The 25,253-nt window shown below is 39.3% G+C and carries 11 protein-coding genes (1 of these 11 only partly in view); 5 read left to right on the top strand and 6 right to left on the bottom strand.

The genetic code is table 11. The features are described from left to right. From QZ574_RS04470 to QZ574_RS04490, 5 genes are all read left to right on the top strand, one after another. Nucleotides 1-4,139, top strand: the 3' portion of a protein-coding gene (locus QZ574_RS04470) for a Calx-beta domain-containing protein (protein ID WP_297087209.1). 22,876 nt of this gene lie to the left of the window's left edge; the window shows 4,139 of its 27,015 coding nt (coding positions 22,877-27,015); the start codon falls outside the window, past its left edge; its stop codon occupies nucleotides 4,137-4,139. A gap of 8 nt (nucleotides 4,140-4,147) precedes the next feature. Continuing rightward, nucleotides 4,148-5,119, top strand: coding sequence for a type IX secretion system membrane protein PorP/SprF (locus tag QZ574_RS04475; RefSeq protein ID WP_297087212.1), 972 nt, complete (start codon nucleotides 4,148-4,150; stop codon nucleotides 5,117-5,119). A 17-nt stretch (nucleotides 5,120-5,136) separates the two neighbouring features. Further along, on the top strand, nucleotides 5,137-6,405 hold the full coding sequence (locus tag QZ574_RS04480) for a tetratricopeptide repeat protein (RefSeq protein ID WP_297087214.1): 1,269 nt from the start codon (nucleotides 5,137-5,139) through the stop codon (nucleotides 6,403-6,405). 22 nt (nucleotides 6,406-6,427) lie between these two features. Continuing rightward, nucleotides 6,428-6,841: a hypothetical protein gene (locus QZ574_RS04485; protein ID WP_297087216.1), complete on the top strand. Its 414-nt coding sequence runs from the start codon at nucleotides 6,428-6,430 to the stop codon at nucleotides 6,839-6,841. Between the two features lie 205 nt (nucleotides 6,842-7,046). Continuing rightward, nucleotides 7,047-12,206 (top strand): PAS domain S-box protein, encoded by a 5,160-nt coding sequence (locus tag QZ574_RS04490; RefSeq protein WP_297087218.1) that lies wholly within the window; start codon nucleotides 7,047-7,049, stop codon nucleotides 12,204-12,206. 56 nt (nucleotides 12,207-12,262) lie between these two features. On the opposite strand, the gene QZ574_RS04495 is transcribed toward QZ574_RS04490, so the two are convergent. Genes QZ574_RS04495 through QZ574_RS04520 form a run of 6 tightly spaced genes read right to left on the bottom strand, consistent with a single transcriptional unit; the run spans nucleotide 12,263 to nucleotide 25,170 of the window. Continuing rightward, nucleotides 12,263-13,450 carry a hybrid sensor histidine kinase/response regulator gene (locus QZ574_RS04495; protein WP_297087220.1) on the bottom strand — a complete coding sequence of 396 codons (1,188 nt, stop codon included), beginning with the start codon at nucleotides 13,448-13,450 and terminating at the stop codon, nucleotides 12,263-12,265. 7 nt (nucleotides 13,451-13,457) lie between these two features. Further along, on the bottom strand, nucleotides 13,458-14,720 hold the full coding sequence (locus QZ574_RS04500; protein ID WP_297087222.1) for an ATP-binding protein: 1,263 nt from the start codon (nucleotides 14,718-14,720) through the stop codon (nucleotides 13,458-13,460). A gap of 6 nt (nucleotides 14,721-14,726) precedes the next feature. Further along, nucleotides 14,727-15,188 carry a hypothetical protein gene (locus tag QZ574_RS04505; RefSeq protein WP_297087224.1) on the bottom strand — a complete coding sequence of 154 codons (462 nt, stop codon included), beginning with the start codon at nucleotides 15,186-15,188 and terminating at the stop codon, nucleotides 14,727-14,729. Between the two features lie 7 nt (nucleotides 15,189-15,195). Then, nucleotides 15,196-15,840, bottom strand: coding sequence for a B12-binding domain-containing protein (locus QZ574_RS04510; protein WP_297087226.1), 645 nt, complete (start codon nucleotides 15,838-15,840; stop codon nucleotides 15,196-15,198). Beyond that, nucleotides 15,827-19,252, bottom strand: coding sequence for a PAS domain S-box protein (locus tag QZ574_RS04515; protein ID WP_297087228.1), 3,426 nt, complete (start codon nucleotides 19,250-19,252; stop codon nucleotides 15,827-15,829). The genes QZ574_RS04510 and QZ574_RS04515 overlap by 14 nt, the downstream gene beginning before the upstream one ends. Beyond that, the gene (locus QZ574_RS04520) at nucleotides 19,243-25,170 is read right to left on the bottom strand and encodes a PAS domain S-box protein (RefSeq protein ID WP_297087230.1); all 5,928 of its coding nucleotides are present in this window, start codon (nucleotides 25,168-25,170) and stop codon (nucleotides 19,243-19,245) included. Before QZ574_RS04520 ends, QZ574_RS04515 begins: the two co-directional genes overlap by 10 nt. Between the last annotated feature and the right edge of the window lie 83 nt (nucleotides 25,171-25,253).

The following is a 25,253-nucleotide window of genomic DNA, read 5'->3' on the forward strand; positions in this document are numbered from 1 at the left end:
CACAGAGTTTCACTTTCTCAAATGGTGAAAAAGGAACAAAAGAAGTAGTCATTGCTACAATCGACGATGAAACACTGGAGCTGGACGAAACATTTGTAGCAAATATTGCATTAACTTCAGGTAATAGTTCTATTGATGATTCAGATACTGGAGCCGGAACTATTATAGATAATGATGCGGCTGCCATTACAATCTCTGATGCCTCAGTTGAAGAGGGCAACAATATTAATTTCAATTTGGAATTAACTGAAAATGTTGAAGACGATGTAGTCGTTCAGGTTTATTTTGAAAATAGCACAACCAGCAATGACGACTATACTGCAACAGCCCAAAATATTACGTTTGCAGCAGGTGAAAAAGGAATTAAAACCGTAACGGTGCCAACAACAAACGATAATATTTTAGAACCAACGGAACAGTTTGTTGCAAAACTTACATTGGTTTCCGGTATTGATGAAATTAATGTGAGCGATACAGCCATCGCCAGCATAAGCGATAACGATGCGGCCTCCGTAGCCATTGCAGGAGTAAATGTAGATGAAGACGCCGGAGAGGCCATCTTTACCATCACCCTCAGCGGTAATGTACAGGATGCCTTTAGCGTAGATGTATCCACCGCCAGCGGTACAGCCCTTGCCGGCAGCGATTACACCTCCGGCAGCGCCACGCTGACCTTCAGCGGCGACAAGCTACAGGACCAGGATACCATCCACTTCGCGGTAGCCATAACAGACGACAGTCTGCTGGAAGCCACGGAAAGCTTCACCGCCGGATTAAGCAATATCAGCGGCGGTCTGGTAACGATAGCCGACACCACAGCTACCGCCAGCATAAGCGATAACGATGCGGCCTCCGTAGCCATTGCAGGAGTAAATGTAGATGAAGACGCCGGAGAGGCCATCTTTACCATCACCCTCAGCGGTAATGTACAGGATGCCTTTAGCGTAGATGTATCCACCGCCAGCGGTACAGCCCTTGCCGGCAGCGATTACACCTCCGGCAGCGCCACGCTGACCTTCAGCGGCGACAAGCTACAGGACCAGGATACCATCCACTTCGCGGTAGCCATAACAGACGACAGTCTGCTGGAAGCCACGGAAAGCTTCACCGCCGGGTTAAGCAATATCAGCGGCGGTCTGGTAACGATAGCCGACACCACAGCTATCGCCAGCATCAGCGATAACGATGCGGCCTCTGTAGCCATTGCAGGAGTAAATGTAGATGAAGACGCCGGAGAGGCCATCTTCACGATCATCCTCAGCGGTAATGTACAGGATGCCTTTAGCGTAGGATATTCAGTTAATGATAGCACAACTGTATTGAATTCGGATTATACATTGGCTGATACAATGACTGCTCATTTCCCTGATAATTCATTGGATGGAGCAACTCAGACTATCACAGTAAATATTGTTGATGATTTATTTGCTGAGCCTACTGAATACTTTATTGTTGAGCTGCTTAAAACCGAAGATGCATTGATTGATTTTACGGATTCAATTGCCATAGGTTCAATTACTGATGACGATGAAGCTAATATTTCAATTGAGAATATAACTGTAAATGAGGCTGATGGAGAGGCTGTCGTAATTGTAAGGTTAAGTGGAGCTGTTCAGGATGAAGTAACAGCTGATTATACCCTTTCAAACGGATCGGCGGTACAAACAGAAGACTATCAATTTATTGAGGGAACAATTACAATATCAGCCGGGTCGACAACAAATACGACGGCAAGTATTTCTATCCCGGTAATTAATGATGGAGTTGTGGAGTCAGATGAATATTTTAATGTTACGATTTCAAATCTTGTTGCAACATCTAAGCAAGTAACGATTTCGAAAGCAGAAGCCAAAGTGACGATCCTGAATGATGATTACGCTCCGCTTGCCGGAGATATTGAAATCTCAGGATTGGAAGATGAGTGGCTTACGTTCTCTGAAAGTTTGTTTGCAACCGCTTTTAGCGATAAAAACAACGACAATTTGAGCGAAATAAAAATAATGAGTTTGCCTGACAATGGAAATCTATTCCTGAGTGGAATGCCAGTACAGCAAGGCCAGCGTATTAGTGCTGAAGATTTATCGAAGTTAATTTTTAAACCAGATAGCAACTGGAATGGAACAACAGCCTTTAGCTACATTGTTTCTGACGGGTGGAACTGGAGCGCCAAAGAAGCAGAGGTAAGTATATTGGTTGAATCTGTTAACGACGATCCAATCGCTGTTGATGATATCATTAATTCACTGGAGGACAAACAGGTGTTTGTTAATGTTCTTGAAAATGATTCGGATGTTGAGAACGATACCTTAATTGTTATCGGATTAACGGTGAATGGAATCAATTATCTTCCCGGAAACTTAATTGGGTTGGAAGGCAAGGGAACACTGATTATTGAGGAGAACGGTGAATTCACGTTTACTCCCGATGAGAACTACAATGGTAACCCTGGAACAATAAGCTATACCATCTCTGATGGAAATGGGGGAGAGGCAAGTGCAGAGATTAAAATTACCGTTTACGAAGACAATGATGCTCCAAGAGTTTTCCATGAAACATTTGAAATGTGTTATGGGCTTACACTGGAAGCAAATATACTTGCCAATGGCGATTATGATGTTGAAGGACACGACCTGAGTGTTGCGAATTTTGATGCTGGAACCATCACCGTTGGCGACTTCTCAATTACCGAAAATGGAGCCTTTGTTTTTGTCCCGGGAGATGATTTTGCAGGTAAACTTATAATTCCAATTCAGGTATGCGATCCGGATGGCAGATGTGTTACCGATACATTAACCATTATTGTACACCAATCATTTGAACTGGAAGCAGGAGAACCACTATTAAGTTGTGGTAGTGGCGAGGTTGCCTTGTTGCAGGCAACAGCTTCTGATAATGTTAGTATTGAATGGCAAACACTGGGCGACGGTAGTTTTACCGATCCGCAGGAGTTGAATGCTGCTTACCTGCCTGGAGAAGGTGATTTGGCAGCGGGTAATGTTCAATTAATACTTACCGGAAGAGGTAATTCCACATGCCCTGAAAAATCAGACACAGTGCTTGTAAGCTTTGCTGAAGAAGTGCACATTTTTGCAGGAAACGATTCAAGTGTTTGCAGCAACCAGGCAATAGCATTAAGCGCTTCAGTAATTCCGGAAGGAATGCCGGTTAAATGGGAAACAAACGGAGACGGTAATTTTGATGATGCCACTGTCCTGGATGCGGTATACAATCCCGGAGCCAATGATATTTTGGCCGGAATGGCTGAGCTGTATGTAATGGCTGAAACAAGCGGTAGCTGCGGAAAAACACAAGATACCGTGCTGATACTAATTGAAGAGGCGCCAGTGCTTAGTGCCGGTGAAAGCCGGGTAGCATGTGTAAACTCGCCGGTAACTGTTGAAACAGCAAGTGCCGAAAATGTAGCAGAAGTACATTGGATAAGCAATGGCAAGGGTAGCCTGTTGGGAGAATATACCTTAACGCCCACCTACGAACCGGCTGCTAACGATGATGCAACCGTTATGCTGATTTTAACCGGAACAGGATCCGGCGCATGTGAGATTCAGGTTAGCGATACCATGTTTATTGAGTACAATACTTCCCTGCAGGTTTCAATAAGCGGCGACGATACAATTACTGCCGGTTCAAGCGCTGTATTAAGTGCCAATGTGCTGCCTGAAGATGGTAACTACGAGTATTTATGGAGCCCCAATGAGTTGCTGGATATGAATCAGTCGATGGATGTGTTTACGCAACCTTTGAATGCCAGTACCGAATTTGTGGTTCAGGTAAGCGATTTAATTTCGGGTTGCGTGGTTAGCGATAGTTTTATGGTAGTAGTTATTCCTGCATCGGCCACCGAGCTGAATATAAGGAATGGAATAACCCCGAATGGCGATGGCAATAACGATGTGTGGTACATTGAAGGCATCGAGTATTTCCCCGATAACAGGGTGACAATTTATAACCGCTGGGGCGACGAACTGATATCAATTGAAAACTACCACAACGACTACAACAATTGGGATGGAAGGAACCGGAAGGGAGAATACCTGCCGGATGGTACCTATTATTACCTTTTGGAAATAGAAGGTGGTGAGAATTATACAGGTTGGATTCAGTTAAGAACAGGTAAATAAGAAGAACGATGAAAAATATAGATTACAAATCCGGAAATAAAAAAACACAAGCGAATATGAAAACCGTGAAGTCTATAGTTGCTCTGTTACTTGTTCTTATAGGTTTTGGGGCACAGGCACAGCAAGACCCCTTGTTTAGCCAGTATACCTTTAATAAATTGTTGGTAAACCCGGGTTATGCCGGCAGTCGCGATGGATTGAATATTACTGTGGTGAACAGAGCGCAGTGGACAGGGATTGAGGGAGCCCCTAAAACCCTGACCGTTAGTGCTCACACTGCAGGAAAGAACAACCGGGTTGGACTGGGTTTTTATGTCAATCGTGATGTGCTGGGGCCAACTGCAAACAACAGTTTTATGGGTACCTATTCGTATAAAATAATAATGGAAAACAGCTTTTTTGCTTTTGGTTTGCAAGGAGGTTTAAATTATTTCGATTATGATTATTCGCAAATGAACCTGAGGGACGAAGATTATTTATTTGATCCGGAGAATATTCGGAAAATTACACCGGATGTAAACTTTGGGTTGTACTACCAAACCCCAACCTTTTTTGCCGGATTAAGCTCGAAACACCTGCTCGAGAACGATTACGGAATAATAATGGACAACGAAAAAACAAGCTTTAACCGGCTTAGTCGTCACTTTTATTTAATGTCGGGTATGGTGTGGAAGCTGGCCGAAAATATTCGGTTCAGACCATCCACCTTGGTAAAGTTTGTTAGCGGATCGCCCTTGCAGATTGACATAAACGGAAGTTTTTTGTTTAAAAATTCCTTCTTAATCGGGGCATCATTCCGAACCGAAAAAGCACTTTCGGTACAAACCGAATTGGCCCTGATGGAGGGGATAAGAATGGGGTACTCTTACGACGTGTATTTTAATAAATTGCAATTGTATAATTACGGGTCGCACGAGATAAGGCTCGCGTTTGACATTAATATTTTTGAGCCAAGAATGGTTACTCCTCGCTACTTTTAATTCGAAAAACAAAAAAAATGAAACAGCTAATAATTTTGATTTTACTTATTCCGGTAATTGTTTTTCCGGGTATGCTAAATGCGCAAATAAAATCAGCCAATAAGTTATATGGCGAGCTAAAATACGCTAAGGCTATTCCCTTCTATTTAAAAGTTGTCAATAGTAAAAAAGCCCAAAACAAACAGGAAGCTACAGTAAAGCTTGCCGATTGTTATCGCCTTACCAATAAGCACCAGGTAGCTGCCAAATGGTACGAGAAAGCGCTGGAGTATGACGGCAATGATGCGGTAGTTTATTACAATTACGGAAATGTATTAAGAACTCTGGGTAATTATCAATCTGCCAGGCAGCAATTTCAGCGCTATTTAAAAAGTGTTCCGCACGATGTAAGAGCCCAAAAATATCTTAGGTATTGCGAAGAAATAAGCAGGTGGAAAAACCTTAAGCCAGTCGCTTCAATTAAAAATGCATCAAGCTTAAACTCGGCGTATTCCGATTTTTCGCCGGTGGTGTACAAAAGCGGAATTGTATTTGTTTCAGACCGTAATGTTGATGAGTTGGACAACAATAACTTCTACTGGACTGGCAACGGCTACCTGAAACTTTTTTATTCGCCCAGGCTTGATAGTATGCGATATGCAACGCCGGCAATGCTGTCAAAGCAATTTAATCAGGCTTACCATAATGGGCCGGTGTGTTTTAATTCTGCCCAAAATAAAGTCTATATAACACGTACCGAAAAGCACAAACGTTACAAAAAGGATTCGGTGCAAACTCATTTTAGTTTTATTGCCGAGCTTGACCTAAGTGAGTCAAAATCAACAGGAGCGTATTTTGCCCATAACAGCAATCTGTATTCAACAGGGCACGTGGCATTATCGGCCGATGGAAAAAAAATGGTGTTTGCCAGCAACAAACCGGGAGGCTTGGGCGAGAGCGATTTGTATTACTGCGAGTTGCAAAATAACGAATGGACCACGCCGCTTAACCTCGGCGAGCAAATAAACAGCTTTGGTAATGAATTTTTTCCCAGCTTTAAAAACGATTCCACACTGTTTTTTGCCTCTGATGGGCATATGGGGTACGGAGGGCTTGATTTGTTTGTTTCCATATTAAAAGATGGACAGTGGCAAGAACCGGAAAACCTGAAAGCACCACTTAACTCTTCCTACGACGACTTTTCAATTGTTTTTACCGAAAAGTCGCACGGAATATTTAGCTCAAACCGACCCGAAGGTAAAGGTCAGGATGATCTCTATTTTTTTCAATTAGATAATGATGAGTAGGTAGTTATTTTGTTTAAAACCAATGAGCAAGATGCAGGTGAAAATTGAAGGTGCCGACCGAATAGTATACATCTCGCGGGAAGGGTGCATTGATTTGGCGGATGCAATAAATATACTGAAACGTGTAATTCAGGAATTTGGAAACCAACGCGTATTATATATTCTTGAAGATGCGCGCCGTTCAACACTTGATTTATCGGTACCGGAAATGGGTGTTTATTACGATGAGATAAAAAAGCATTTAAATAAATTTGTTGAGGTTCGGCATGCAATTGTTCTTTCCACGCCTTTTGAAACGGCCATGGGTACAATTTTTCAGGAAATGGTAGGTCCGTTAAAAGTTTATGCTTATGCCTGTTTTTCAACTAAAACTGCTGCAATTAATTGGCTGAAAAAAGGATCGTTTTATGGTTTTGGTTCTGATATAGAGCAATAAAAACGATCTGCCGGGCAGTGGTAGAGTTAAGCTTAGCTGTGTTTTTTTTTAAGAGAAATGTGTTTCAATCTTCCAAATGGCTTACAACAATTGGGAGATAAATACATTAAAAATCAGTTAGGCGCCTTAATGAGCAACACTTTTTTTTGCTAACTTATGCCTGCTTTCATTTTTATGAAGCGGGGATAAAAATAAAACCAAAAAAATGAGCCACTTACCTGAAGCGAAAACTGAGCTTTTCCACCGCATTATTAATACCCTAAAAGCTGTAAATAATATTCTGATTACTGAGCACGACCCGGCGAAAATGATTCGGAAGATTTGCCAGACTTTAACTCAAAAACGGGGCTATTATTTTTGCTGGATTGGCTTGTTTGATAAAAGTGGAAAGTTATGCAGTATTGAAAGCTCCGGAAATGTTGAGGGATTTGATAAACTAAAAGAAGACTTGTTAAACGGCCGCCTAAACGGGAATTTAAAAAAAGCCCTTGCCAAAAATACTTTTATCAAGTTAGATGAACCCCAAAAAGACTGTCCGTTAGCTGAAACGTTTAAAAATTACAGTTCATTTATTTCCCCAATTGCTATCGACAACGATCAGTATGGCCTGATGTGTGCCGCAGTACCCTCTGCAGATGCTGCTCATCCGAAAGAAGCAGAAACCTTTGCCGATACTGCAAAAAGTATTGGTTACGCATTAAGTAACTTAAAAACTAAACAAGACGCAGCCAGTTTTATCGCCGCTTCAAACGAAGCATATATTACCTTTGATAAAGAGCTTAATTTTGTTTCAGCCAATACGGCTTTTTGCAAAATGTTTAATTGCAACGAAGATTTTATTGTTGGCAAAAACATGCAGGATTTGGCAAAGGAGCACCTCAATAAACAAAGTGCCAAAACTGTTTTATCAGCACTAAAAGTGTTAAAAAAAGAGGGAGACGTAGAAGAGCTGCAGATTGAATTTGACAATCGAATTTACAAGGTGTCATCCCGGATTAACCAACTGCATAAATACCGACTCGGAAAAGTTACCGATATCACAAAAGCATACATCGAACGCAATGAGCTTAAAAAAAGCGAAAGCAAGTATCGAAAATTGGTAGAGGGGCTCAACGATTCGGTTTTTATTTTACAGGATGACCAAATTAAATACGTAAACAGTACGCTTTGCCAAACATCGGGGTATACTGAAGAAGAATTATTGAACCAACCTTTTAGCAAGTTTATTGCCGAGTCGGAAGTGGATAAAGTGATGCATAGATATCGGCAGCGAACTGAAGGGAAAGTAATCCGAAATACCTACAAATCGTTGGCGAAAACTAAGCATGGAACCGAGATCCCTGTTGAAGTAACAGTAATCCCAGTTGAATTTGAAGGAAAACCCGCTTTACAGGTTGTGCTTCATAATCTTACAGAACGTTTAAAAACCATGCAAAACCTCGAGGAAAGTGAAGAGCGTTATCGTTTTTTGGCTGATTCAGCCTTCGAGGGAATAATAATTCATAAAAACGGCATTATCCTCGAAACCAATAAGGCCATGGCTAAACTGTCGGGGTATAAACAAGACGAACTAATAGGGAAAAGCATTTTCGATTTTTTGGAGAGCACGAATGATATTGATTTGGTAAAAATGCATTCAAAAAACGATAAAAACGATCCGTATGTGGTAAACGCAACAACAAAAACCGGTAGTACTGTATTTATTGAAATAGAAAGTAAAGGTATTAGCTACAACGGCGAAAATGTTAGAATAGCCGGGGTTAGAGATATAACAGAACGCCAGCAATTAAATAAGAAGCTTGAAGATACAACAAATCAGTTACATACCCTTTTAAACAATTTGCCAGGTATGGCTTATGCTTGCCACAATAATAAAAGTTGGGAAATGATTTTTATGAGCAAAGGCTGCATAGAGTTAACCGGTTACCAGCCCGAAGATTTTATTGAGTCAGACGTGTTTTGTTATAACGATATCATACATCCGGCATACCGCGATAAGGTTTGGGAAAAAGTACAAAATGCCATTACCAGCAAAAAACCCTTTGAGATTGAATACAAAATAATTACCAAAAACAAAGAAGAAAAATGGGTTTGGGAGCGTGGCAGAAGCGTTACCCGAAACAACAACGAAGTGCTGGAAGGCTTTATTTCGGATATAACAGAACGCAAGAAAGCAACAAATGCTTTTATACAGTCGCAAACCAAATACCGCTCGTTGTTTAATGCCATTAACGATGCCATAATTATTCAGGATTACGAAAACGAAGACCAAAAAATTATTGAGGTAAATGAAAAAGCCTGCACTTTATATGGCTACTCGCGAAGCGAACTGCTCAACAGCTCAGTAAAACAGCTTTCGGTAGGGTACACCTCATGGAGCGAAGATAAGCCGGAACGCATTTATGAAACGCTTCATAAAACAAAAGATAACAGAAGCATTCCGGTTGAAGTAAACTCCAGTATTTTCAAAATTGGAAAACGACGGATGATTATGTCAATAATTCGGGACATTAGCACCCATAAAAATGCCGAACAAAAGCTTACCGAATCAGAACACCTGTTAAATATTGTTTTACAAAGTATGCCAAGTGGATTTGTAATGATTGACGATAATTACAGAATCCGTCGTGTAAACGAGCAAACTTGTAAAATTACCGGCTATCAGAGGGCCGAATTGGAAGGACAGGAATGTAAGTTAATCTGTCCGAAAACAGACTGTAAAACTGAATGTCCGGTGTGGGCCAAGGGAGTTGATTCGTTTACCGGAATGGATACCGTTATTAAAGGTAAAAGCCAAAGCGAAACCGCTGTGCTTAAAAATGCCCAAACAATCTTAATTAATGGCGAAAGATTGGTTTTAGAGAGTTTTCAGGATATTACTCAGTTAAAACAAACCGAGCTGGAATTGTTGCGAGCAATTACAAAGGCTCGCGAAAGCGAGCAGAAATTTGCAGCCTTTATGAATTTCCTACCCGGATCGGCCTTTATAAAAGACCGTGAACTTAACTTTCAGTACGTAAATCGTTTTCTGGAAAAAAATATGGATGCCACCACTTGGGTTGGAAAAAATACCCGCGATGTAATTCCTGATGATATTGTGGATAATGTGGTGAAAGATGATGAAAAAGCACTGCTTCAGGGCAGGCATAAATACGAAGAACAATTTCCGGTAGTGGGCAGAGGTATGCGCGACTTTTTGACCTATAAGTTTACCATTGGCGAAGATAAAGCCCTACTTGGAGGAATTTCAATCGATATAACCGAGCGAAAACATCTTGAAAGCCGAAATTCCATGCTTTATAAAGCAATGGAAGCAAGTCCGGTGAGTGTGGTAATTACCGATGTTCATGGTAATATTGAATATGTAAATCCATTTTTTGTAGAAAAAACCGGGTATCAACTGCAAGAGGTGATTGGACGCAACCCCCGGGTTTTAAAATCGGGTGAGCAAACACCAGACTTCTATAAAAATATGTGGAATACCATTTTAAGTGGTCAGATCTGGCATGGCGAGTTTCATAATAAAAAGAAAAATGGTGAATTGTATTGGGAAAAAGGAAGCATCTCGCCAATTACCAATGGCAATGCAGAGATTGTACAGTTTATAGCCATTAAAGAAGATATTACCCTGCAAAAACAAATCCTTTCGGATTTACAAATTGCCAAAGAATTGGCCGAAAAAAATGAAAAAGAAGTAATTGCACAGAAAGATATTGTACAACTGCACAACGACCGACTGGAAAGTTTGTTTCGCATTTCGCAAATAAATACCAGCTCAACACAGGAATTACTGGATTTTGCTTTGCAAGAGGCTGTAAACCTTACCGAAAGTAAAATTGGGTACATTTATTTTTACAACGAAAATACCCGTCAGTTTACACTGAACACCTGGTCGCGCGAGGTAATGAAGGAGTGCCGGGTAATGAACCCGGAAACGGTTTATGATTTAGATACCACCGGTTGTTGGGGCGAAGCAGTGCGCCAGCGTAAGCCAATTGTTATTAACGATTATGAGGCTGAAAACCCCTACAAAAAGGGAACACCACAAGGCCATGTGGCCCTTAAAAAGTTCTTAACGATTCCTGTTTTTTCTGATAATGAAATTGTTGCAGTTGCAGGGGTCGCCAATAAAAAAAGTAATTATAATCAATCGGATGTAAGGCAGCTTACCTTGTTAATGGATAATGTTTGGAAAATTGCCGAACGCATAAGGTTAATCGAGGACTTAAAAGTTGCCAAAGAAAAAGCTGAAGAAAGCGATAAACTAAAATCGGCATTTCTGGCAAATATGAGCCACGAAATACGAACTCCCATGAATGGAATTATGGGCTTTACCGAGCTGCTAAAGGACCCAAGTCTGAGTGGCGAGCAACAAAACGAGTTTATCTCCATAATTCAAAAAAGTGGCGACCGTATGCTGTCAACCATTAACGATATTATTGATATCTCAAAAATAGAATCGGGCCTGGTTGGTGTGGATTTGGATACCATCGATTTAAAATCATTTTTAACCGATATTAAGTTATTTTTTGAACCGGAAACCACAAAAAAACAACTTTACCTAAACTTTAGTAACGAAAACGACCAGCACTCGCCAACCTTTGAGGCTGACACTGTAAAACTTCATTCAATAATTTCGAACCTGATAAAAAATGCCGTTAAATTTACCCGCGAAGGAGGCATAACTTTTGGGTATGAGATTGTTGATGATGCCATAACATTTGTGGTGAAAGACACCGGCATTGGCATACCTGAAAATCGGCAACAAGCCATTTTTGATCGTTTTGTGCAGGCCGACATTGCCGATTCGCGCGTTTTTGAAGGATCGGGGTTGGGGCTTTCAATAAGTAAATCGTATACCGAAATGCTTGGCGGCACAATAAAACTGGAATCAAAAGAAAACGAGGGAACCACCTTTTACATCAGGCTGCCTTATAAAAAACCGACTGATTCAATCCTGACATTTGATGAGTACCCATCAGCTACCGAAAAGCTGCCAGACAATTTAAAAATTATGATTGCTGAAGACGATCCTGTTTCGGTTGAATTGCTCAAAATTGTTTTAGGCCCTACTTGTAACGAAATGATTGTGGCAGAAAACGGGCAAAAAGCCATTGATCTTGCCCGCGAGCATCCCGATTTAGATTTGATTCTGATGGATATAAAAATGCCTGAAGTTGATGGTTATGAAGCTACAGAGGAAATTCGAAAGTTTAATGCCAAAGTGAAAATTATTGCCCAAACAGCTTTTGCTCAGGATCAGGACGCGTTAATGGCCTTAAATGTTGGCTGCAACGATTTTATTACAAAACCGGTAAACAAAAAAGAACTATTCCAGAGTTTGAGTTCGTTATTTGCCCGGTAAACTCTGGCGGCATATGTTGTGCCTTTTTACCTTGCAGACTTTAGTTTGCAAAAAACTTAGTTGCTAACCGGCAAACTGAAGCTGAATTCACTTCCGCTTCCAAGTGTGCTCCTGGCAGAAATTTTACCTTTATGCGAATCAATAATTTTCTTAACAATGGCTAAGCCTAAGCCTGTCGATTTTTCTCCGGCTGTTGATTTTGTTGAGGTCGTTTGAAAATCCTTAAAAAGGAAATTCAGTTCCTCTTCAGCAATGCCTTTTCCTTCATCAATAACCCGGGTTACCAGCTGCGAATCTTCAGTGTTTACTTTAATCCATATCGTTTTTCCATCGTGCGAATATTTAATGGCGTTGCTTAGCAGGTTATTTATTACCTGTTCAATTTTATCTTTGTCGCACAGCACCTTTGTTTGCTCACCGGCTTTCTCGAAAATTATTAGCTGCGATTTTTTCTTTGCAAACATTTGGTTTTGAGCAATACAATTTGAAACAATCTGGTAAAAATCCCACTCTTTAAAATCCAGATCCAGAATGCCCGATTCTATTTTCGAGGTATCCAGGAAGTCTTCAATAAGCTTTAATGAGTACGCACAGCGGTCGTTTATAATTTTCAGGAACTCCATTTTTTCTTTTTCCGGATAACCGTTAAAATCAGAAACCAAAAGTTCAGAGAAATTGTAAGCATTACCAATCGGATTTCGTAAGTCGTGCGCCACTATACCCACATATTTATTTTTCTCAATATTTAAGTGTTTTAACCTGTTGTTGGCTGATTCTAGTTCATGCGTTCGTTCTTTTACCTTTTCCTCCAAATGAGCGTTTGCTTCTTTTAATTTAACCAGAAGTTTTTTGTTGTTTGTTATTAACTCGTGTTTTTCAAAAGCTTCCTTTATGGCTAAATCCAGCTCAACCGGACTCCAGGGTTTTGTGAGGTAACGAAATACCTGCCCCTCATTTATTGCACCAACTACTGCTTCAATATCGGAGTAGCCTGTTAAAATTAATTTTAAAGCATCGGGGTATTTATTTTTTATCCGGTTAAAAAAGTCAACACCTGTCATTCCGGGCATGCGTTGGTCTGATAAAACTACCTGAATGGGTTGTTCCTCCATTATTTTAATTGCATCGTTCCCGTTTGTTGCCGTGTGCACTTTATATTTTCTTCGAAACTGACGAAAAATAGATTTGGTAATTTCCACTTCATCGTCAATAACCAACAAGTGTTGTTGAAATTCGTTGTTCATTGTTCTTCTAAGATTTAATAATTTCCGGTATCGTAATCGTAAAAGTTGAACCCCGTTCGGGTTCTGATTCTACTTCTATTGTTCCTTTATGTAAATCGCTTATTATTTTATAGCTTATGCTTAAGCCAAGTCCGGTACCTGCACCAACCGGTTTTGTGGTAAAAAACGGATTAAATATTTTGTCAATTGTTTCTTTATCAATGCCACACCCATTGTCGGCTACTGAAATACCAAGCTGCTTGTCGGTTTTTTTTAGGCTTAATATAACAGAGCCTTTAATATCAACTGCATAAATGGCGTTAATTAAAATATTCAGCAAAGCCTGGTTTAATTGCCCGGGGTAACAATCGGTAAATAACTGCTCAGGGGCAATCAGTTTAAAATCGATTTCTTTTTTATCAAGCTCTGGTTTTATAATTGAAAGTGTTGAATTAATATTTTCAACCAGATCGATGTGTTTTATCTCTGATTCATCAAGTCGCGAGAATTTGCGTAAATCCTCCACAATACGTTTTACTCTCTCAACCCCGGTTTGCGATTCGGTTAGTACATCCGAGATATCTTCTGTTAAATAATCGAATTCGAATTGTGTTTTTATGTTGTGCAGTAATTTTAAGGCACTTGAGTTTTCGGATGAAGCAAGTTCTTTTTCGAGTTTTGTAAACGCCTCAAAAATTTCGGAAGTATATTTTTTTAGCTCGTGTAAATTGTTGGTTACAAAGGCAATGGGGTTGTTAATTTCGTGTGCAACACCGGCAACCATTTGCCCCAACGCATTCATTTTTTCGGAGTGAATAAGCATTTGCTGTGTTTCCCGGAGTTCTTTTAATGTTTTTTCCAGTTTCGATTTTTCTTTTAATAATTGCCGCTGTAAATTATTCACCTCCTGGTTTAAGCGGCTCATTTTTTTATTGGCATCGAATAAAGCCAGCGAATCGGGTTCAGCATAGATAAAAAACTGCTCCTCTTTTCTGTAAATATGCGCCTGTAGTCCAAACGAAATATCGGTAAAATTCCCAATGGTTAATAAGCCTTTAAAAATGCAGTGGTGTTGATTAGGGGGAAGTTCTTTCAATTTCCCAAAATCAGGGTTGATAAGAAAGCAAGAGGGTTCTAATGTTTCTTCTGATGTTTTTAAAAGGCTGCACATCAGGTTGTTGGCGTAAAGAAGTGTTTCGTTGGAATTGTACAGAGCCAAAGCAACATTTTCTGATGATAATTTCAATTCAGAAATAACAGCATCCCAGTCTTTTAGTAAATTAGCGTCCATGTTTATTTAATGCGACGACAGAGGAGCGTCAATTTCGGCCTCGGCCAATTGATTAAACAATGGAATATTTACCTGCATCCATTTATAAAACGGAAGTATTTGCTTGTTGCAATTCTCCGATAATTCTGTTTCGTAAATAGTTATCCAGGTATTAAGTTGTGCTGCCCAGTATGTAGAGCTAAAATTGCGCGAACGATAGGCGCGGAAAACCCACAGTACGGTATCAACCAAAACCTCGGGAATATAATTCTCAAATACGGATTCCATAAACCGGGCATGATTGGCATGGTTGTCTTTCATCATTTCAATGTTGTCTTTGCCAACCAGGTTTTTTATATCCGAACGGTTAAGCATGGTTTTGTTCATCGTTTCAACCAGTGAAGTTAACTTTTGGCTAAATTCGTTTTGGGCTTCTTTTGAAGGCTGATGAAGTGATGCCGCCGTTTTTAATAAAATTTGTTTCGTCATTTTGGTTTTATTTTAGGTTTCTTAAATAGTTATCCAATTCATATAAATCAGAGAAAAGTAAAATATCTTTCCACTCAGCCAAAGTGGTTTCGGTAGCATGTGCCAAAGCTTGTCCGCCAATAATGATTGTTATTTCCGGAAATTCACTTTTAAGCTTGTTGAGCATTAGTTTTAACTGCGCAAAGTTGAAATAGACACTTAACGAGAGTGCAACAACATCAGGTTGTACTTCTTTAATGTATTTTATCAGTTCAGAAGTTGGAAATCCTGTTCCCAGAAAAAAGCTTTCCCACTTGTTCATTTCAAACACATCGGCCACCATTTTTATTCCAACCTGGTGTTCTTCTTTATCTACACAAGCTAAAACCACCTTTTTACCGCTGTACTTTTCGGGTATAACATCTGCGTAAAACGAATTCAGAATACCTTCGGTGATGGCGGTAGCCAAATGCTCGGCAGCAACCGAAATTTTGTTTTGCTCCCACAGTTTACCTACTTCGTAAAGCGCTGGCTTCATTACATTCTCGTATAGTTCTTTCAGCGATTTCTCAGACTGAATATACGAATTGCAAAGCTGCTGTGCCTTCTTTCTTTTGCCAGCCAGTAAGGCATTTAAATAGCCAGTTGAAATTTGCGAATCATTGATTTCCATTTGTAAACTGTTTTACAATTTCAATCATTTTTTTCTTGTTAACAGGTTTGGTAAGGTAATCGTTGGCTCCCAGGTTTATGGCCTGCTCAATAGTGCCCTGGTTGGCAAAAGCCGATTGCACCACAATGTGGCAATCGGGTAACTTGCTTCTTATCAATGGAATTAAATCCAATCCACTTACATCGGGTAGCTTTAAATCAACAAAAACGATATTAAAAGTATGGTTGTTTAAAAGCGACTTACAGCTGCGTCCATCTCTTGCAATACTCACTTTAAGTTGAAAATCTTTTAGAATGATTTCGATGTACCTGCTTGAATGCTCATCATCCTCAACCAAAAGAACAGAGCAGTCGCCAGTAAATTTTTTTGTTTCAGGGAGCTCAAAATTAAATACCTCATGGTTGTGGTTATTCAGGGGTAACCCAATGGATATGTTGGTGCCTAATTCGGGTTCTGAAATTACGTCAATTGTTGCATTCATAAGTTCCAGAATACCTTTGGCAATGGGTAATCCCAGCCCCAAACCTTCGTAACCTCTTGTTAAACTTTCGTCTCCTTGCCTGAAAAAATCGAATATTAGCTTAAGTTTTTCAGGTTTAATACCTGCGCCGGTGTCTTTAATATTTATTTCAACCTGCGAATCGTTCTTTAAACATTCAAAGGTAATACTTCCTTTTGTAGTGAATTTGAAGGCGTTATCAATAATTCTGACCAGAATTGCTTTAAGCCTTGATGCATCAATTTGTACGGTAGTTTTGTCTGCTATATTGGAGTTAAAAAAGAAATCGATATGTTGCAGTTCGTTTTTATACCGCTCTTTACTGTAGTAGTACACTTCAGAAATTAAATCGGCTAAATCAACCTCGGAAAGGCTTATTTTAAACTGATTTTGCTGAATTTGCGAAGCTTCCAGCAAATCATTAACAGTGCTTAACAGGCGGTTACTTCCTTTCTGAACATGTTCAATATATTCTTTTTGAGAAGGGTCTAATTCTGTTGATCCCAAAATATCGGTAAAGCCCATAATTCCATTTAACGGAGTGCGAATTTCGTGACTCATGTTCATTAAAAATGCCGATTTCAGGCGGTCGCTTTCCTGGGCTTTTTGTGTTTGTTTTAATAATTCGTTTTCGTATTCAATACGCTCGGTAATGTCGCGGATAATAGAAACGATTTGAATGAGCTTGCCATTGTTATCATAAAGAGGAGAAACTGAAACCTCGAAATCTTGTATTTTCCCGCCTCTTGTACTGAATTTTTTGTAGTAAGGGCTTATGTCGATATGTTTTTCTACCTTTTTAATCACATTTGCAGAGTGTTCCTCGTCTTCAGCAGTTACAGTTACATTTGCAAAAGAAAATTCATTCATTTTTTTGGGATCGATTTCAAATTTATTTAATCCCTTACTGTTAATATTAAGCAATGTTCCCTGTGGCGAAAGTATGGCAATAATATCGTTGTTGTCTTCAAAAAGTTTTCGGAATTGTTGTTCGCTTTGGGCAAGCCTTTTTCTGCTTTCAACTCTTTCAGTATTGTCGTAATTTACCCCAATTAAATGAGGTTTATCCAGTTCTACATATTTTGCAAAAGCTTTTATGTAGCGAATACCTTTGGCACTATGGTTAATACGGAATTGAAAATCAAGTATCCCTTTAGTTTCAATCGCTTCATTAATTTTTTGTTTGGCAAAATCTAAATCTTCCGGTAGAACTGCGTTTTCCCAGTTTTGATAGTTTAACGATTCATCGCCTTTTTGTACCCCGTAAATGCTATACATTAAATCATCCCAATACAGTTCCTGGCTATCGAGGTTCCAGTCCCAAACGCCATTAATTACCGACTGGTTGGCAATTTCCAACCTGTGCTTTAATAATTTTAATTGGTTGTGTGCGTTTTGCAGTTCAGAAATATCTGTTGACGAAATCTGTACGGAAATTACTTCATTGTTAAGGTTAAATACGGGGGCATATTTCGACAGGAACGCAAAGGCTTTTCCTGCAACCTGCGTTTCATTTCTAAAGCTCAGTTTCTCTCCTGTTTGAAAACATTTGGTGAGGCGTTCAAAAATTAAATCGGCTTGTTGTTTATCTAAAAAATCCCAGAGTGTTTTCCCCAGAAAATCTTGAGCTTCTCCGCCCATATTCTGTGCTGCATTTTCATTAATTACAAGCACTTTCCCTTCTGAGCTGAAAGTGGCAATACCGTTTGGGACGTTGTCGTATAATGTTTTATAATTGATATCTGCTTGTTTAATTTCTTCTCTGTACGCTTTTCGGTTACGAATATCACGTGTTGCGCCTTGTAAACCAATAAGTTTGCCTTTGCTGTTTAGTAAGGGTTTTCCAACTATTTCAACAGGAATTAATTCTTTTTCTTTATTAAACAGATACGATTCAAAAGTTACGTGTTTAAAGTTTTTAAAATCATTGAGTGTGCGAAGAGCCAGTCGGGCCATTTTTGCAAAATGAATCCATGAGGTATGCGAATAGAGTGGGGTACCAATCCATTCGGCGGGTTTATAGCCAAAAATATCGAAGAGTGCCGGGCTTAAGTAAGTGAAATTAAGCCTTTTATCCATTTGCCAAATGCAGTCGGCCGAATTTACGGTCATCATTCTGAACTTGTCTTTGGTTGCAATAAGTTCCTGTTTGTTTTTGGTTTCAACCGTAATATCTTTAATAACGCCAAATACCGCATTTCGGGTTTTACTGTATTCAGCTATCGATTCAATTGTTTTTATCGTTCCCGTTTTAGGGCCTTTAATTTCGAATTGAACATTGTAAGGTTTTGCACCATTAACAAGCTGTTTTAGTGCTTTGTCAAGCGGCTTTCTGTATTTCGATAAGGGAATTTTCTGAACAAACTCAATATCGTGGACTTTGTCTTCCAGCTCATAAATTGTTTGTGCTCCTTTTGATGTATACACCATGTTTGTGTTTAAATCAAACTCCCAATTGCCGGTAAGTCCTAAATCTTCAGCTCGTTCTAAAATTTTTAATTGCTTTTTGTTTTCTTTTTTATATTGTACCTGTTCGGTAATGTCATGAATGTAGCCTTCGATATAAATGGCATTTTCATTTTCAAAAACACCCTTGCCGTATTCTTCCAGCCACAAAATTTTACCACTTTTTGTAGTAACAGAATAGTTTACTTTAAACGATTGTTTTTTCTCCAGTGCCTGGTTTATAGTACTTCGAACTTCATCTCGGTTGTTAGTATTAATTATTTTATTGAAAGTGATTTTGTTAACTTCCTTCATCGAATACCCAAGTATGTCGATTACTTTGTCCGACATTTGAAGCATGGTCCACCCAGCATCGTTTTTACAGCGGAAAACTATACCCGGTAAAATATTGTGCAAGTTGCTATTGGTAATATCGTTCTGCTTCATAATCTGAAAACTTAAATCCATTCTTGAAGTGTTTCGAATAAAGTGGTCTTCTGAATCGGTTTTGTAAGGTAGGCCTTACAGCCCAATTCCATACACTTTTCTTTTTCGTCGGGCATGGCATAAGCAGTTTGTGCTATAATTTTAGCTTCAGGGTTTAACTCCAGAATTTGTTTAATTGCCTCAAAGCCATTTAGTTTGGGCATTCTTATATCCATTAACACCAGGTTAATGTTTTGATTGTTTTTAAACTGTTCAACCGCAGATAAACCATCCTCGGCAATTAGTAGCTTGCATCCCTTGTTTTTTAATAGCTCTGTAAAATACAGCTGCACAATTTTATCGTCTTCAGCAATAAGTATGGTTTTGTTTTTCAGCAGTTCATTATCAGTCGGTACAACAGAGTGTTTTTTCAAAACAGTATTTTCTTCCATAATTTCCAGGGGTAAATAGAAACTGAAAACAGCCCCTTGGTTAAGCTCCGACTTTACGCTAATTTCTCCACCCAGGTAACTAACTATTCCTTTACAAATTGCCAGGCCTAAACCGGTTCCGCCGTATCTGGCAACTTCGTTGTAATTAACCTGTTTAAAGCGCTCAAATATTTCGCTTTGTTTTTCTTCCGGAATACCAATTCCTGTGTCTTGCACATAAAAATGAACTTTGTCTTCATTTATTTTGAATCCGAATTTAATGGTGCCCGTTTCGGTAAATTTAAGTGCATTGCTAAGTAAGTTTGATAATACCTGCCGCAAACGAGAGCAATCGGTTTTTATAATCAGGCTTTCTGAATTAGCCGGAATTTCAGAAACAAAAACCAGGTCATCTTTCTTTTTCTGTGTTTTAATTTGGTTAAACAAGGTTTCCAGTTCCAGCATTATTTTGCTGATATGGCAGGCCTTTTTCGTAATCTTTAATTCGTCTGATTCTATTTTTGCAACATCAATAATATCGTCAATAAGGTTAAGCAACTGTTTTGAATTTCCATCGATGATATTAATGTAATGCTCTCTTTCATCATGGCTCAAGTTTTCATTTTTTAACAAATCAGAAAATCCAATAACGCCATTCATTGGTGTACGCAATTCGTGGCTCATATTAGCCAAAAAGTAGTTTTTGTGGAAGTTGGCCAGTTCTGCTTGCTTTTTGGCTTCAATCAACTTCTCCTCGTACTCTTTGCGTTCTTGAATATCGCGGAAATTTATAACAATTGCCGGATTTCCATCCTCATCTGCCGATTTACTGAAGGTGCTTTCTATCCAGCGCCATTCGTTTTTACCGTGCTTAAAGCGGTACTGGAGCTTTGGTGTAAAATCTGATTCACTTTCAATAACTTGTTGAAGGGTTTCCAATACTTTTGGCAAATCATCGGGATGTGTTAAATCATTTGGATTACCATTTTTAACTAATTCATCGTCGTAGCCAAACATCTCCAGTGCAGAGTTACTGGCAAACTTAAATTTTCCATCGTAACTAACCATAACCACACCGTCGGGGGCATTCTCTATTATTCCCCGGTACATCAGGTCGGTTTTGCGTAACTCCTCTTCGGCTCTTTTTTGTTCGGTAATATCTTTATGGGCGCCAAACATTCGTATTACTTTTCCTTCTTTGTTTAAAACTGCTGCGGCTCTGTTCGAAATCCACCGCGGAGTTCCGTCTTTGTGCATCATCCTGAATTCGGCAATAAAAAATTCTCTTGGATTTTGAAGGAAATCTTGTACTTCATTCATCATTCTTTCCCTACAATCGGGATGGAGCAGGTTCTCCCAGGTTTTAAATTCGTTTTTTAGTTCGTTGGGTTTGTAGCCCAATTGAGCCTTCCACTGTGCGCTATAAAACAATTCGTCTTTTTCAACCCACCAGTCCCATATGCCATTATCGCTGGCCGTTGTGGCAAGGTTGTAGCGTTCCTGGCTTTCTTCCAGTGCAATTCGGTTTTCTTTTTCGCTTGTAATATCAATAGCCATTTCCATACGGAGTTTACGACCATCAATCCATTCAATGGCGCGGTCGGCACATCGGTACCATTTGCCATTTGCTTTGTTCTGAAACTCCCAAATATAGGTTTCATCCGGGTTTTCATTAAAAATGATGTTATTGGTGCAAAACTCACAAGGGAAGTCCTGGCATTGCAAAGTCTGGTGGCATTTTTTGTCCGCCGGAACCTTTCCATCTCCCCATATTTCATTAAATTTTTTATTGGTAAATACCAACTCGTAGGTATCCGGGTCGGCAACATAAACCACTTCATCAATGGCATCGAACATGGTAAGCGTTTTTTCATGCTGCTCTTCTTTAATATGCTCGGCTTTTTTACGTTCCGAAATGTCGCGGTGCATTCCAATTAAACCAATTAACGTCCCTTTATCGTCTTTTATGGCATCGGCCCGCAATGAAACAGGGAATATATCTCCTTGTTTGTTTCTCATTTCCAATTCACCTACCCACGAATTTCCATTCATAATTTTATTAAAGACAGTGTCTGCTGCTTTCTGATTGTGATAAATAACTTTAGCAGAGTTATTTGGATAATCTCCCAATGTATATCCAAAGAGTTTGTCGAAAGCTTTGTTTTGATAAAAGTGTTTTCCATCAGCAGTGCTTAAGCCAATGGCATCAGATGAAGAATCAATGGCTTTTTGGAAATGTAGTAATTGTTTTTCGCGTTCCTTAGATTCGGTAATGTCAAGAAAAGCCCCAATAAAGCTTTTCGCTTTGCCTTTTTCATCTACTTCAAAAGGCGCATCGTTTGATTTACACCAAATCCAGTTGCCGTTTTTATGCCTGAAACGGTATTCAATTTCATCATTTTTACCTTGCGAAAGCTTTTTCATATGCAAGGCAATTTTTTCCTGGTCTTTGAGATGAAAAAGCGTAAAAAACTCTTCATCTGTCATGGCATTCATTTCAGCTTTAGAATATCCTAAAATTTCTTCGTACCGGGAATTGGTATATTCGTTGATGCCTTTTTCTAAATTGTAAACATAAATGCCTGCCGGTGCGGTTTGAGATACTTTGTCGGTAAATTGTTTCTCATGATTCAAAAGCTCAATTTGCTGCATTTTTTCGGTAATATCCAAACTAACTCCTGCCAATTTTATTGCATTTCCTTTATCATCCCATTCTGTTACTTTGGCTGTTGATTGTATCCAAAGTTGTTTTTTTAGCAAAGGGTGGTTGTATCGGAAATCGACATGGTAAATTTCGGTTTCGCCTTTTAAGTGTGCTTCCAAAAGCGGAGGAATGGTTTTGGCATCATCGGGGTGCATAAAATCAATCCACTGTTCCTTTATGTTACCATTACCGCCAAAACCAAATAGTTCTTCCCATTTGGCATTTCCAATGGTGCGGTCTTCTTGTGGGTACCATTCCCAAAAAGCAATTCCGGTTGCTTCCGAGGCTATTTCAAAACGCTGGTTGGCTTCAACAATGTCCTTTTCTTTTTCTTTTAATTCGGTAATTTCAACAAAGGTAATTACCACTCCATCAATTTTTTTATCGTTTGTTATAAAGGGGCTAATTCGCTTCAGGTAATAGTTGCCCTCGGCATCTTCTATTTCCTTTTCTATGGTGGTAAGTTTATCCAGGGCAACTTTAGAATCGTGGATGATGCTTTGCCGCGTTGCCTCAGTAAAGGTGGATGCAAAGCTGGTTATTGGCCGGCCAATATCGCTGTCGTGCAGGTTAAAATGCCGCATCAATGGCGGTGTAAATTTTCGTATTCGTAAATCGGTATCTAAAAATAGTGTGCCAATATCGGTACTGTCGAGCAGGTTGGTTACGTCGTTGTTTAATACTTGTAATTCCTTGTTTTTTTCCTGAAGCTCAGAGTTAACCGTGTAAAGTTCTTCGTTAACCGATTGCAATTCTTCGTTGGTACTTTGCAACTCTTCATTCGATGCCATTAGCTCTTCATTGGAAGACTGTAGTTCCTCGTTGCTGGTTTCCAGTTCTTCCACCACATTTTGCAGTTCGGTTTTGGTGGCCTTTAACTCATTCTCCAAATCTTCGAGACGTTGTTTGGATACCTCATCAATGGGTACGTTTTTAACCACCTCGTAATCTTCTGGCAAAACACGTTCTTCGCTAAAGTGTACCAGGTAAATGTTATTTAATTCATCAATATTTGTGGCTTTATGAAAAGTAAGGTCGAACATATTTTTTTCGCCTTTATTTTCAACCACAATATCTTTTATAATAATATCCTTTTTTTCGGCTTCCAGCCTTCGGATTCCATTTCGTAAAATGGCTGCCAGTTCCGGACTAACCATTTTTAAAAGATTCGAAACAAAAATGCCATCGGTATGGCGTAAGCGGTCGCTAATATTACCTTTCAGATAGATAATATTAAAATCTTTGTCGATAAAAATGCTGGAAGGACTAAAACGATTGCTAAGGTATTTTTGGAAAATTGCTTCCGGATTTTCTTTAAAACGATATTCGGGCTGCGCAATGTGGCGGATAGGACTTTTATACGAAAGGGTTGATATTTTGTCTTCCGGATTGCTTTGTGTTGGTATTTGCTTGGTGTCGGATATATTCTGAAAAATTTTCCATTTGTTATCGACCACCTTGAAAAATTTTGAAATTTCGCCTAACGATTCGCTATTCCCCAGAAAGAGATAACCAAATTTATTTAAGGCAAACTGGAAATTTAACAAGACCTTTCGTTGTACCTTGCTCTCTAAATAAATTAGCAGGTTTCGGCAGGTTATTAAATCCATCCGAATAAAAGGTGGATCTTTTAAAACATTGTGGTTTGAAAACACAATTTTTTCGCGTATGCGTTTGGCAATTTGAATTTTGTCGCCGGTTTTAACAAAATAATTTTCGAGGTAATATTTTTCGAGCTCATTACTAATGTTAATATGAAAACTTCCCATGCCTGCACTGCTCAGGGCTTCTCCATCAACATCGGTGGCAAATATTTTAAAGTCGAAATTAATTTTATTGGTGCGTATATAATCATCAAGCAATATGGCAATGGAAAACACTTCTTCGCCGGTTGAACAGCCTGCAGCCCAAACCCTTATGGGGTCTTTGTCGGTTTTATTTTTAAAGAGTTCCGGAATTACTTTTGTTTTCAGCGACTCAAAAGCTTCAATATCCCGGAAGAAGCTGGTAACACCAATCAGAAAATCCTGTTTTAAAATTTCTTTCTCTTCGCTGTTGCTTTTTAAATAGGTAAGGTAATCATACAACTGGTCGATGTTGTTGATATTCATCCGTTTTTCGAGGCGGCGCAAAAGCGTGTTGCGTTTGTATTGCCTGAAATCAATCCCCGATGATTTATGAATTTCTTCCAGAATGCCAAAGAAAACTACATCGTTCGATTTTGTTTTTTCATTGTCGCTATCGAGGAGTAACCTTTGTCCGGGAATTTTAACCAGTACCTCGGCCATTTTTTCGGGGTCCAAAATAAAATCGACTAAATTGGTGGCAGTGGCAGTATTGGGCATTCCATCAAATTGTGCAGAATTGGGGTCCTGCACAATTATGGTTCCACCTGCTTCCTTAATGGTTTTAATCCCCCGGGAGCCGTCGGAGCCTGTACCTGAAAGAATAACGCCTATGGATTTTTCTTTGTATTCCTCACCCAAAGTGTGAAAGAAAATATCGATGGGAAGGTTGAGGTTATGTTTAGGTCCTTTATCGAGCAAATAGAGCTTATTTCCTTTAAGATGTAAGTTTTTATTTCGTTGATTCAGGTATATGCAGTCGGGTTTGAGTTCCTGCTTGTCTTCGGCAGTAAAAATCTGCATTTTGGTATGCTTGGCCAATAGCTCCGGCATAAGGCTTTTAAAATCGGGCGAAAGGTGTTGTATTACTACAAATGCAAGCCCCGTGTTTGATGGAATGCTGTCGAATAATTGCTGAATGGCATCGAGTCCGCCTGCTGATGCACCTATACCTACTACATAAAGATCGTTTGAATCCATAGGATATTTTGTTAATGCGTTATCTTTCAATGATTTTAGATGTTCTGTCAACAAATATACATTAAAGAGAAATTGAAAATACC

The sequence above is a fragment of the uncultured Draconibacterium sp. genome (genome assembly GCF_913063105.1).
In the GTDB taxonomy this organism is placed as follows: domain Bacteria; phylum Bacteroidota; class Bacteroidia; order Bacteroidales; family Prolixibacteraceae; genus Draconibacterium.

Excerpts from the sequence above, each read along its gene's own strand:
- QZ574_RS04475 (WP_297087212.1), top strand. The coding sequence starts at position 4,148 with ATGAAAAATATAGATTACAAATCCGGAAATAAAAAAACACAAGCGAAT.
- QZ574_RS04480 (WP_297087214.1), top strand. The coding sequence starts at position 5,137 with ATGAAACAGCTAATAATTTTGATTTTACTTATTCCGGTAATTGTTTTT.
- QZ574_RS04485 (WP_297087216.1), top strand. The coding sequence starts at position 6,428 with ATGAGCAAGATGCAGGTGAAAATTGAAGGTGCCGACCGAATAGTATAC.
- QZ574_RS04490 (WP_297087218.1), top strand. The coding sequence starts at position 7,047 with ATGAGCCACTTACCTGAAGCGAAAACTGAGCTTTTCCACCGCATTATT.
- QZ574_RS04495 (WP_297087220.1), bottom strand. The coding sequence starts at position 13,450 with ATGAACAACGAATTTCAACAACACTTGTTGGTTATTGACGATGAAGTG.
- QZ574_RS04500 (WP_297087222.1), bottom strand. The coding sequence starts at position 14,720 with ATGGACGCTAATTTACTAAAAGACTGGGATGCTGTTATTTCTGAATTG.
- QZ574_RS04505 (WP_297087224.1), bottom strand. The coding sequence starts at position 15,188 with ATGACGAAACAAATTTTATTAAAAACGGCGGCATCACTTCATCAGCCT.
- QZ574_RS04510 (WP_297087226.1), bottom strand. The coding sequence starts at position 15,840 with ATGGAAATCAATGATTCGCAAATTTCAACTGGCTATTTAAATGCCTTA.
- QZ574_RS04515 (WP_297087228.1), bottom strand. The coding sequence starts at position 19,252 with ATGGATTTAAGTTTTCAGATTATGAAGCAGAACGATATTACCAATAGC.
- QZ574_RS04520 (WP_297087230.1), bottom strand. The coding sequence starts at position 25,170 with ATGGATTCAAACGATCTTTATGTAGTAGGTATAGGTGCATCAGCAGGC.